This window comes from Rhizobacter sp. P1_G5, from assembly GCF_056405435.1.
The window spans coordinates 1-11,339 of the sequence record NZ_JBFUCB010000142.1 but is presented as its reverse complement, the minus strand read 5'-3'; the positions used below and the strand labels follow the sequence as shown (position 1 = coordinate 11,339).

7 protein-coding genes are annotated in these 11,339 nt (G+C 69.7%); all 7 read left to right on the top strand.

Going from position 1 to position 11,339, the window contains the following annotated elements; genetic code table 11:
* Nucleotides 1-1,119, top strand: a 1,119-nt coding sequence (locus AC1D12_RS12625; protein ID WP_477840731.1) for an ABC transporter substrate-binding protein, incomplete at its 5' end; no start/stop codon positions are given.
* A gap of 13 nt (nucleotides 1,120-1,132) precedes the next feature.
* Entirely contained in the window at nucleotides 1,133-2,062 is a 930-nt protein-coding gene (locus tag AC1D12_RS12620) for a branched-chain amino acid ABC transporter permease (RefSeq protein ID WP_047506173.1), read from the top strand.
* Between the two features lie 8 nt (nucleotides 2,063-2,070).
* Nucleotides 2,071-2,817 (top strand): SDR family NAD(P)-dependent oxidoreductase, encoded by a 747-nt coding sequence (locus tag AC1D12_RS12615; RefSeq protein WP_477840729.1) that lies wholly within the window; start codon nucleotides 2,071-2,073, stop codon nucleotides 2,815-2,817.
* Nucleotides 2,818-2,821: 4 nt separating this feature from the next.
* Nucleotides 2,822-3,634 (top strand): SDR family NAD(P)-dependent oxidoreductase, encoded by an 813-nt coding sequence (locus AC1D12_RS12610; RefSeq protein ID WP_477840727.1) that lies wholly within the window; start codon nucleotides 2,822-2,824, stop codon nucleotides 3,632-3,634.
* A gap of 62 nt (nucleotides 3,635-3,696) precedes the next feature.
* Nucleotides 3,697-4,551 carry a MurR/RpiR family transcriptional regulator gene (locus AC1D12_RS12605; RefSeq protein WP_477840725.1) on the top strand — a complete coding sequence of 285 codons (855 nt, stop codon included), beginning with the start codon at nucleotides 3,697-3,699 and terminating at the stop codon, nucleotides 4,549-4,551.
* A gap of 148 nt (nucleotides 4,552-4,699) precedes the next feature.
* A complete protein-coding gene (locus AC1D12_RS12600; RefSeq protein ID WP_477840723.1) occupies nucleotides 4,700-8,671 on the top strand; it encodes an Ig-like domain-containing protein in 3,972 nt (1,323 codons plus the stop codon).
* A gap of 17 nt (nucleotides 8,672-8,688) precedes the next feature.
* A complete protein-coding gene (locus AC1D12_RS12595; protein ID WP_477840721.1) occupies nucleotides 8,689-11,286 on the top strand; it encodes a PQQ-dependent sugar dehydrogenase in 2,598 nt (865 codons plus the stop codon).
* The last annotated feature ends 53 nt before the right edge of the window (nucleotides 11,287-11,339 follow it).

Here is an 11,339-nt window from a genome sequence, read left to right as displayed (position 1 = left end):
GGGCAGGACGAGCAGCTCGGCATGCGCATGGCGATCGCCGAGTTCAACGAGCGCGGCGGCGTGCTGGGCCGGCGCATCGAGACGGTGCACGAGAACACCGCGGGCGACCCGGTGGTCGCGGTCGCCGTGGCCGAGAAGATGATCCGCCAGCAGGAGGTGGCGTTCCTGATCGGCGGCGTGCATTCGGGCGTCGCGAGCGCGATGTCGCGCGTGGCGCAGAAGTACGGCTGCATCTACTTCAACAGCAACTCCAGCTCGCCCAGCGAGGCCGGTGCCGAATGCCACCGCGTCAAGTTCGTCTGGGACGCCAACGGCACCAACTTCTCGACCTCGGTGGTGAAGGGCGCGATGACCGGTTTCGGCCGCCAGTGGGCGCTGGTGACCAGCGACTACCTGTGGGGCCACAACACCGCCAAGGGCATCCGCCGCATCGTCGAGGGCAACGGCGGGCAGATCGTCGAGGAACTGCTGGTGCCGCAGGGCACGCGCGATTTCGCGCCGGTGCTGGCCAGGCTGCGCCGGCTGAACCCCGGCGTGGTGGCCACCGCGGTGGGCGGCGACGACCAGAAGACGCTGCGCCAGCAGGTCCAGGAAGCCGGCATGGACCGCAGCGTCGGCTGGATCAACAACCAGCAGGACTGGCCGGACGTCTACGGCCTCGGCCGGCAGGCGCTGTTCGGCATCTTCGGCACAACCTGGTACTGGCGGCTCGGGCTGGCCGGCGTGCCGGAGTTCGTCGCGCGCTACCGCCAGGCCCATCCGGAATACCGGCTGAAGGTGCCCGGCAACGTGTTCTTCAACGGCTACATGGCCACGCGCGAACTGCTGCGCGCGATCCAGCGCACCGGCACGACAAACAACCTGAAGCTGATCGCCGAGCTGGAGAACCTGCGCGTGCCGGCCGCCGAGCGCATGCAGCATTTCGACGCGTGGATGAACCCGCACACCCACCAGCTGCAGCAGACGGTGTACGTCGCCGCCTACAACTCGATGCCGACCCAGCCCGACGACCTGTTCCGCATCCTCGCGCGCATCCGGCCCGAAGAGGTGCAGGACGCCGAGAGCGCGCCCGCCTGCAAGCTCGAACCGCTGGCGGCAACGCCTTCGTACGAAACCTGAACCGCGAAAGACCATGGACACGCTGCTCTCACTCGTTCCCCACCTGGCCAACGGCATCACGCTGGGCCTGCTGTTCGCGCTGATCGCGCTCGGCTTCATGCTGATCGTCGGCGTGATGGAAACCATCAACCTGGCGCACGGCTCGCTGTTCGCGCTCGGGATGTACGTCGCGCTGTTCCTGCTGGCGCCCAGGCTCGGCTGGTTTCCCGAGGCGCAGGCGGCCTACATGGCGCTGCCGCTGGGCACGCGCTACGGCATCGCGCTGTTCGCGGCGCCCTTGGTGGTCGGGCTGGTCGGGCTGGTGCTCGAAGCCTGCCTGCGCCGCACCTACGGGCGCGACCCGCTGTACGGGCTGCTGCTCACCTTCGGCGCGGCGCTGCTGATCGAGGAGCTGATCCGCCTGGTGTGGGGCAGCAACGAGCAGCAGATGCCGCTGCCGCAGGCGATCTCGGGGGCGTTCCTGATGGGCGACCTGATCTATTCGCGCTACCGTGTGTTCGCGAGCGGCTTCGCGATCCTCGCGATCGCGGCGCTGTGGCTGTTCCTGGAGCGCACGCCGTACGGCGCGATCATCAAGGCCGGCGCGCACGACAGCGAGATGGTGCGTGCGCTCGGCATCAACCTGTCGCGGCTGCGCTCGGCGGTGTTCGCGCTGGGTGTCGCACTGGCGGCGCTGGCCGGCGTCGTGATGGCGCCGATCTGGGGCATCCGGCCGCAGGTGGGTGTCGATGCGGTGGTGCCGGCCTTCCTGATCATCGTGCTCGGCGGCGTCGGCTCGCTGTGGGGCGCGGTGATCGCCGGGCTGCTGGTCGGGCTGGTCACCGGTCTCACGGGGGCGTATGCCTCCGAATGGTCGCTGATGTCGATGTACCTGCTGTTCATCGGCGTCGTCACGTTCCGTTCGCGCGGGCTGTTTGGAAAGAAGAGCGTGCTCGACACATGAAAGAACCCATGAAGGCAACTCTCGAAGGCAAGGTCGCACTGGTCACCGGTGCCGGCGGCACGATGGGCCGCGCGGTGGTGGAGGCGCTGCGGCAGGACGGCTGCCGCGTCGCGATGATCGACATCGCGCTCGGCTCGATGGATGCGCTGGTGGCGCGCCACGGCGAGCAGGTGCTGGCGGTGGCCTGCGACATCTCGCAGGCCGAGTCGGTGGCGGCCGCGCACCAGCAGGTGCGCGAGCGCTTCGGCGAGGTCGACATCCTGGTCAACAACGCCGGCGTGCTGTCGAACAACAAGATCGAGGCCACGTCGCTCGCCGAATGGCACCGCGTGCTCGGCGCCAACCTCGACGGCGCGATGCTGTGGTCGCAGGCGGTGGTGCCGGCGATGAAGGCGCGGCGCTGGGGCCGCATCATCAACACCAGCTCGCTGGCCGCGAAGACCGGCGGGCTGACGGCGGGTACGGCGTATTCGGTGTCGAAGGGCGCGATGAGTGCGCTGACCTTCTCGCTGGCGCGCGAGCTGGCGGCGCATGGCGTCACCGCGAACGCGATCGCGCCGGCCTATGTGCGCACGCCGATGGTGACCGAGCAGCTGAACGACGCGCAGCGGCAGGCGCTGCTGCAGCAGATCCCGGTCGGCCGCTTCKGCGAGCCSGAGGAGTTTGCACATGCGGTGAGCTTTCTCGCGTCGCCGCTGTCGGGGTTCATCACCGGCGAGGTGCTCGATCAAAACGGCGGCCTGTTGATGGACTGACGCGATGACGACGACATCGAACGGCGGGACGCTGGCCGACCTGTTCGGCCTGCAGGGGCGCGTGGCCTACGTGCCGGGTGGCTATGGGGGGATCGGCGAGGCGATCGCGCGCGCGCTGGTGGGGGCCGGCGCGCGCGTCGCGGTCTCGGGGCGCAGTGCGGACAAGGCCGAGAGCCTCGCCGCGTCGCTGCGCGCGCAGGGCGGCGACGTGCTGGGCCTCGCGATGGACGCGCACTCGGTCGACAGCGTGCGCGATTCGGTCGATGCGGTGGCGCGGCATTTCGGCGCGCTCGACCTGCTGGTCAACTGCATCGGCATCCAGCGCGAGGAGCGGTTGGCCGAGGTCACCGAGGACGCGTTCGACGAAGTCGTGCAGGTCAACCTGAAGGCGGCGATGTTCCTTGCCCAGGCGGCAGGGCGGCACCAGGTCGAGGCCGTCGCGGCCGGCCGGGCGCCGGGGCGGCAGCTGCACCTGCTGTCGGTGCGCGCGCAACTGGGCATGCGCGACAGGGGCTACTCGGCGTACTGCGCGACCAAGGGTGCGCTGGTGATGCTGATCAAGCAGCATGCGGTGGAGCTGTCGGCGCACGGCATCACGGTGAACGGCATCGCGCCGACGGTGGTGCGCGGCGAGATGGGCGCGCACTGGCTGAACAACCCGGCGACGCGCGAGCACATCCTGCAGCGCATTCCGCTCGGGCGTGTCGCCGAGCCGCAGGACGTGGCGGGCGCCGCGGTGTTCTTCTGCGGGCCCGGGGCGGCCTTCGTGACAGGGCAGGTGCTGTACCTGGACGGCGGTCTGACGGCAACGCAGTGAGCGTCGAATGATTGTGGTTGCGTGGGATCAGAAAGAACGTTTGTTCATGATAAGTTTCATGGATGACCCGGGCCACCAGTTACGACGAATTGAAGGCTGCCATCGAGCAGGCCTACCCTGAGCTGCCGCAGCAGCTGCAACGCATTGCGCGCTATGCGCTGGACCAGCCGAACGAGTTGGCGCTGGGCACGGTGGCGGCGGTGGCCGAATCGGCGAAGGTGCAGCCCTCGTCGCTGATCCGCTTCGCGAATGCGCTGGAGTTCAAGGGCTTCTCCGAGATGCAGCAGGTGTTCCGCGGGCACCTGGTCGAGCGCTCGAGCAGCTACCGCGAGCGCATCGACCGGCAGCGCCGCCAGGGGCAGCCGGCGACCAAGGGGGCGGGGCTGCTGAGCCAGTTCGTCGGCGAAGCGGTGTCCGAGCTCGGCCAGCTCGAAGAGAGCGTGCGCGCGGCCGACCTCACGGCCGCGATCAAGCTGGTGTGCGCGGCACCGCGCGTGCATGTGCTGGCGCAGCGGCGCGCCTTCCCGGTCGCCTGCTACCTGGCTTATGCGCTGAGCCAGCTCGACCTGCGGGTGCACCTGCTCGACGGCGTGGGCGGCATGCTGCAGGAATCGCTGCGCAACCTGGAGCGCGGTGAGGTGCTGATCGCGACCAGCTTCCACAGCTATTCGCAGGAGGTCGTCGATGCTGCTGCGTCGGTGCATGCACGCGGCGTGCGCGTGATCGCGATCACCGACAGCGCGYTGTCGCCGCTGAAGCCGTCGGCAACGGTGTGCTTCGAGCTCGGCCTTGCCTCCGACCGCCCGTTCCGCTCGCTGGTGGCGCCGCTGTGCCTGTCGCAGGCGCTGGTGGTGGGGGCGGGGCATCAGCTGGCGGAGGCGGGGAAGGGTGCGAAGGGCGCCCGGCCGCGTCCCTGATCCCGACCCCGATTGACACCCCTCCCCATGGCTGATATAAGAACAAATGTTCTTTGATATTGTTGTGTAGAACGTTCATTCAACAGGCGTTCTGCGCAGCATCCGCAGCACCGGACCACCGGCGCGCGGCCACTGATGGAGACAAACGATGTTCAAGCACCTTCGGCGCGCGCGTTGGGCTGCGCGCATTCTTCGTGTCGTCCGGACGCTGCCGATCGCCGCCACGCTGTGCGCGGCCGGCACCGCCAGCGCCGCCGGGCCGGGCCTGCCCAACCTCACCTACAGCGCCTCCGAGGTCTTCCAGCCGCTGTCCGTCATCCACAGCGCCGTCGGCGGCAGCGCGCGCGGCGAGGGCACCGTGCAGATGGTCGAGGGCTACCTGTTCGTGCCGTTCGGCAAGGACTCCGGCGTGTCGGGCGGCGGCTTCTCGTTCTACGACATCTCCAACCCGCGCTCGCCGGTGAAGGTGTCGCAGACCGACGTGACCGCACTGCGCGAGCCGCACGGCTTCGGCTTCGCCAACGGCGGCAAGCATGCGGTGATGCAGACCATCAACGGCATCATGTTCTGGGACTTCACGAACCCGCTCGCGCCGGTGCAGCTGAGCCAGCTGGTGCTGCCCGGCATCCAGGAGTCCGACTACGCGCTCGGCGCCTGGTGGGCGTTCTGGCAGGCGCCCTACGTCTACGTCGGCGGCTCGGGCAACGGCCTGCTGATCGTCAACGCCGCCGATCCGCGCAACCCGGTCTACGTGAAGACCATCCCGACCAGCACCTGGGGCGGCTTCCGCGTCGGCCCGACCTTCGCGGTCGGCAACCTGCTGGCGATGACCAGCACCGACGGCGCCGGCCTGGTGACGCTCGACATCAGCGATCCCGTCAACCCGCGCCTGATCGGCTCCAGCTCGACCACGCCCGGCCAGTACAGCGGCATCCTCAACGGCGAGCGCATCATCACCTCCGGCACCGACAACAAGCTGCATGTGTTCGACATCAGCAACCCGGCCGTCTTCACGCAGACCGCGGTGTCGGCCGACCAGGGCGGCAAGGGCGGCTACGTCTCGGTGCAGGGCGGCTACGCGCACTCCGGCTTCTCGGTCAAGTACTCGAAGGTCGACCTCGCCACCGGCGCGACCGCCGGCACCGGCACCTCCAACATCTCCGGCCGCGACGAAGACTTCGGCACCGTGTTCGGCAACCTGGTGCTGATCGGCAACGACCACGGCTCGGGCAGCGCGATCGTGCCGCACCAGGCGGCACCGTGGACGCAGACGCCGAGTGTCAACATGGTCTCGCCGAAGAACAACGCGGCCAGCATGCCGGTGACGAGCCGCATCGGCCTGACCACCACCGCGCACATCGACCTGCGCACCGTCTCGGCCACCAGCTTCATCGTGCGCCCGCTCGGCGGCTCGGCCCTGCCCGGGCGCTACAGCGGGCAGTCCGGCGTGCTGAACTTCGCGCCCGACGCGCCGCTCTTCCCCGGCACCACCTACGAGGTGGTGGTGCCCGCCGGCGGCATGAAGGACGACAACGGCAACGCGATCGCCGCGTTTACGTCGCGCTTCACGACCGCCGGCAGCGCGGCCGTGGCCTGCACGCTCGCGCCGCGCACGGCCGCCCTGGTCAACAGCAGCCAGTCGTTCGCACCCGCGTCCACCAGCGGCGCCAGCCTGCAGTACTCGTGGAGCTTCGGTGACGGCAGCAGCACCGCCTTCTCGACCACGCCGTCGGCCACCCATACCTACACCGCGCCGCGCCACTACCCGGTGATCCTGTCGGTGCGCAGCGGCACGCAGACCAGCACCTGCTCGGCCAACCAGACCATCCACACGCCGCCCACCGCCAACGCGCCGCGCAGCACCGGCACCATCGCGTACGACGCCGGCCGCAGCCGCGTCTGGGTCGTCAACTCCGACAGCAATACCGTCAGCGCGATCAACACCGCGAACAACACGCGGGCGCTGGAGGTCGGCGTCGGCACCAATCCGCAAACGCTCGCGTTCGCGCCGGACGGCCGGTTGTGGGTCGCCAACTTCGGCTCGGGCGACATCAGCATCCTCGACCCGGCGAGCGGCGGCCTGGTGCAATCGATCGCGCTCGGCAACGGCTCGCGGCCGTTCGGCATCGTCTTCAACCCTGCCGGCACCGCCGCCTACGTGTCGCTGTCGGGCTCGCAGGGCGTCGTCAAGCTGCACCCGACCACCGGCGCGGTGCAGGCCACGCTGTCGCTCGGCGCGGTGCCGCGCGGCATCGCGGTGAGCGGCGATTCGTCGCGCGTGCTCGTCACCCGCTACCTCTCGCCGGCCACGCGCGGCGAGGTGATCGAGGTGAACGCGGCGCTGACGGCCGTCACCCGCACCTTCGCGCTCGCGACCGACCCCGGCCCCGACACCGAGGCGAGCGGCCGCGGCGTGCCGAACTTCCTGACCTCGATCGCGATCCAGCCCGACGGCCAGCGCGCCTGGATCCCGTCGAAGAAGGACAACACGCTGCGCGGCAGCTTCCGCGACGGCCAGGCGCTCACCTTCGAGAGCACGGTGCGCACCATCGTCTCGCAGATCGCGCTCGACACCAATGCCGAGGTGCTGGCCGACCGCATCGACCTGAACGACCGCGAGCTCGCGAACGCGGTGGTCTTCAGCCCGCTCGGCGACTACGCCTTCGTCTCGACGCAGGGCACCAACCAGATCGAGGTGGTCGATGCCTACACGCGGCAGCTCAGCACCGGCATCGTCAACGTCGGCCGGGCGCCGCGCGGCCTGCTGCTGACGCCGAACGGGCGGCTGTACGTGCAGAACTTCATGTCGCGCAACGTCGGCGTGTACGACGTGAATGGCATCCTGAACGCGACCAGCAACGTCGCGAGCAAGATCACCGACGTGGCGGCGGTCTCGTCCGAGCCGCTGCCGGCGCAGGTGTTCCAGGGCAAGCAGCTCTTCTACAACGCCGACGACCGGCGCATGAACCGCGACAAGTACATCTCGTGCGCGACCTGCCACCAGGACGGCGGGCACGACGGCCGCGTGATGGACTTCACCGACCGCGGCGAGGGCCTGCGCAACACCACGGTGCTGAACGGGCGCCGCGGCACCGGCCAGGGCCGGGTGCACTGGAGCGCGAACTTCGACGAGATCCAGGACTTCGAGCACGACATCCGCAACGCGTTCGGCGGCACCGGCTTCATGACCGATGCGCAGTTCAACACCGGCACGCGCAACCAGCCGCTCGGCAACCCGAAGGCGGGTGTCAGCGCCGAGCTCGATGCGCTGGCGGCCTACGTGAGCTCGCTCGCCACCGTGGGCCCGAGCCCGTACCGCAATGCCGACGGCACGCTCACGCCCGACGGCGTGGCCGGCCAGGCGATCTTCAAGGGCGCCGGCCAGTGCAGCAGCTGCCACTCGGGCGCCGATTTCACCGACAGCGCGACCGGGGTGCTGCATGACGTGGGCACGATCAAGGCCTCGTCGGGCAAGCGCCTGGGCGGCCCGCTGACCGGCATCGACACGCCGACGCTGCGCGGCGTGTGGGACAGCGCGCCGTACCTGCACGACGGCTCGGCCGCGACGCTGATGGACGTGCTGACCACCGCCAACCCGGCCGGCCTGCACGGCGCGGCCAGCAGCCTGACGGCGGCGCAGCGCCAGCAGCTGGTGAGCTACCTGCTGCAGATCGACGACAGCACCGACGGCGCGGCCGGCGTGGTGCTGAGCAACCTGTCGGTGAACGACACCGCGAACGCCGGCGGCTGGGCGCTGGTGTCGAACCTGCAGGCCGGCAACCTGCAGTACGGCGACCGCACCTACACCGTCACCAGCGTGCCGGCAGCGCTGGCCGGATCGGCGTGGATCCGCAGCGCCAACCTGTCGCGCGCCTACACCGGCGCGACGCTGGCCAGCTTCACGATCAGCCAGGCGGCCGACGTGTACGTGGGCATCGACAACCGCACGGGCGCGCCGTCGTGGATGAGCGGCTGGACCAACTCGGGGCTGCAGATCGTCAACAGCGAGTCGCCGGGGCGCACCTTCGTGCTGTACCGCAAGAACTTCCCGGCCGGGACGGTCTCGCTCGGGCCGCTGAACAACACCGGCGTGAGCATGTACACCGTCATCGTCAAGTGAACCTCAGGGAGCAACCCATGAAGCTTCTCACCCGACTGCGCCGCCTGTGCGGCGCCCTCGCGGCCGGTGCACTGCTCGCCGGCCCCGCGCTGGCGGCCAGCGTGCCGACCGGCTTCGTCGACGCCCAGGTTGCCACCGGCCTCACCAGCCCGACCTCGATGGCGGTGATGCCCGATGGCCGCGTGCTGGTGGTGCAGCAGAACGGCATCGTGCGCATCATCAAGAACGACGCGATGCTGGCGGCCAACTTCCACGCCTTCGCCAACGTCGACTCGAGCAACGAGCGCGGCTGCCTGGGCGTGGTGCCCGATCCCGCGTTCGCGACCAACCACTACGTCTACTTCTACTGCTCGACGGTGGTCGGCAGCGTTTCGCGCAACCGCGTGATCCGCGTCACCGAGGCAGCCGACACCGTGGTGGCCGGCAGCGAACGCGTGGTCTTCGAGCTGCCCGACATCCCGAGCGCGACCAAGTGGCACATGGGCGGCGCGATGCGCTTCGGCACCGACGGCAAGCTGTACGTCGCGGTCGGCAACCACGAGGACAACCCGCAGCCGGTCGCCACCTCGAACTCGCAGAACCTCGCGAGCGCCTTCGGCAAGGTGCTGCGCATCAACGCCGACGGCACCATCCCGTCGGACAACCCGTTCTTCAACAACGCGAGCGCATACAAGGCCAACTACATGCTCGGCTTCCGCAACCCGTTCGTGCTGGACATCCAGCCGACTACCGGCGCGATCGTGATCGGCGATGTCGGCCAGGGCAGCTGGGAGGAGATCAACCGCGGCCAGGCCGGCGGCAACTACGGCTGGCCGGCGGTCGAGGGCACCGGCAGCAATGCCTCTTACATCAACCCGATCTACGCCTACTCGCACTCGGTGGGCTGCTCGATCACCGGCACGCAGTTCTACAACCCGGCCACCGCCCGCTTCCCCGCGAGCTACGTGGGCCAGCTGTTCTTCGCCGATTTCTGCAACGGCACCATCAAGTCGCTGAGCCTCGCGTCGCCGACGGTGATCAACAACTTCGCGAGCGGCATCGGCAACCCGACCAACATCGGCGTGTCGCCGAGCGGCGCGCTGTACTACCTGGCGCGCAACCAGGGCACCGGCACGCCGGCGCCGGGCGCGGGCACCGTCAGCAAGATCAGCTACACCGGCAGCCAGGCCCCGGCCATCACCGCGCAGCCGCAGAGCATCACGGTGTACGTCGGCACGGCGGCGACCTTCAGCGTCGGCGCCGATGGCGCGACCAGCTACCAGTGGCAGCGCAACGGCGCCAACATCCCGGGCGCCACTGCCAGCAGCTACACGCTCGCGACGACGACGGTCAACGACACCGGCGCGAGCTTCCGTGCGGTGGTCACCAACGCGTCGGGCAGCGTCACGTCGAACGCGGCGACGCTGACGGTCACGACCAACCGCTCGCCGACCGCGACCATCCTGACGCCGGCGGCCGGCGCGGGCTTCGCGACCGGCGACGTGGTCTCGTACTTCGGCAGCGGCAGCGACCCGGAAGACGGCACGCTGCCGGCGAGCGCGTTCACCTGGAAGGTCGATTTCCAGCACGACTCGCATGCGCACTCGTTCGTGACGCCGGTCAGCGGCGCATCGAGCGGCAGCTTCACGGTGCCGGACTTCGAGGCGACCGAGGCCAACATGTGGCTGCGCATCACGCTGACGGTGCGCGATTCGTCCGGCGCCACCGCGACCGCGACGCGCGACATCATTCCGCGCACGCCTGTCAGCCAGCTGCCGGTGGTGGGCACGCCCGCCAACGGCTGGGGGCCGTACGAGGTCGACCGCAGCAACGGCGAGCAGGGCGCGGCCGACGGCCGGACGATCACGCTCGCGTCGGTGCCGTACCTGAAGGGGCTGGGGGTGCATGCACCGTCGGACATCAGCTTTGCGCTGAACGGCAGCTGCAGCGGCAGCTTCCTGAGCGACCTGGGCGTCGACGGCGAGGCCGGCAACAACGGCTCGGTGGTGTTCCAGGTCTGGCTGGACGGCGTGYTGGCCTACGACAGCGGCGTCACGCGCGGTGGCGAGATCCGCAAGAAGGCGCTGGTCAGCGTGGCCGGCAAGAACACGCTGCGGCTGGTGGTCACCGATGGGGGCGACGGCGTCGGCAACGACCACGCGGACTGGGGCGGCGCGCGCGTGACGGGCTGCGGCACGACGCCGCCGGTCGCGACGATCGGCAACCTGGCGGTGTCCGATGGCGCCAACTCGGCGGCCTGGTCGGTGCAGTCCAACCTGCAGGTCGGCAACACCGTCTATGGCGACCGCACGTTCACCGTGGCCAGCCTGCCGGTCGCGGTGGCCGGCGGCCGCTGGGTGCGCACCGCCAACGCGTCGAAGTCGTACACCGGCACGCCGCTCGCGAGCTTTTCGCTGAGCGCGGCGGCCGATGTCTACCTGGCGTTCGACAACCGCGGCGCGTTGCCGTCGTGGGTCGACAGCAGCTGGGTCGACACCGGGACCGACCTGACGACCTCGGAGGGCGGCACGACCCGCGCGTTCAGCATCTTCAGGAAGCGCCTCAACGCCGGCACGGTGACGCTGGGGCCGCTGAACAACGCGGGCATCAGCATGTACCTGGTGATCGTGAAGTAGCGTCAGCCGCGGGGGTGGTGGGCGGCGTGAAGGGCCTTCAACCGCTCCCGCGC

Bases quoted from the DNA above. Each gene is read 5' to 3' on its own strand.
- AC1D12_RS12610 (WP_477840727.1), top strand. From the start codon at position 2,822: ATGACGACGACATCGAACGGCGGGACGCTGGCCGACCTGTTCGGCCTG.
- AC1D12_RS12600 (WP_477840723.1), top strand. From the start codon at position 4,700: ATGTTCAAGCACCTTCGGCGCGCGCGTTGGGCTGCGCGCATTCTTCGT.
- AC1D12_RS12620 (WP_047506173.1), top strand. From the start codon at position 1,133: ATGGACACGCTGCTCTCACTCGTTCCCCACCTGGCCAACGGCATCACG.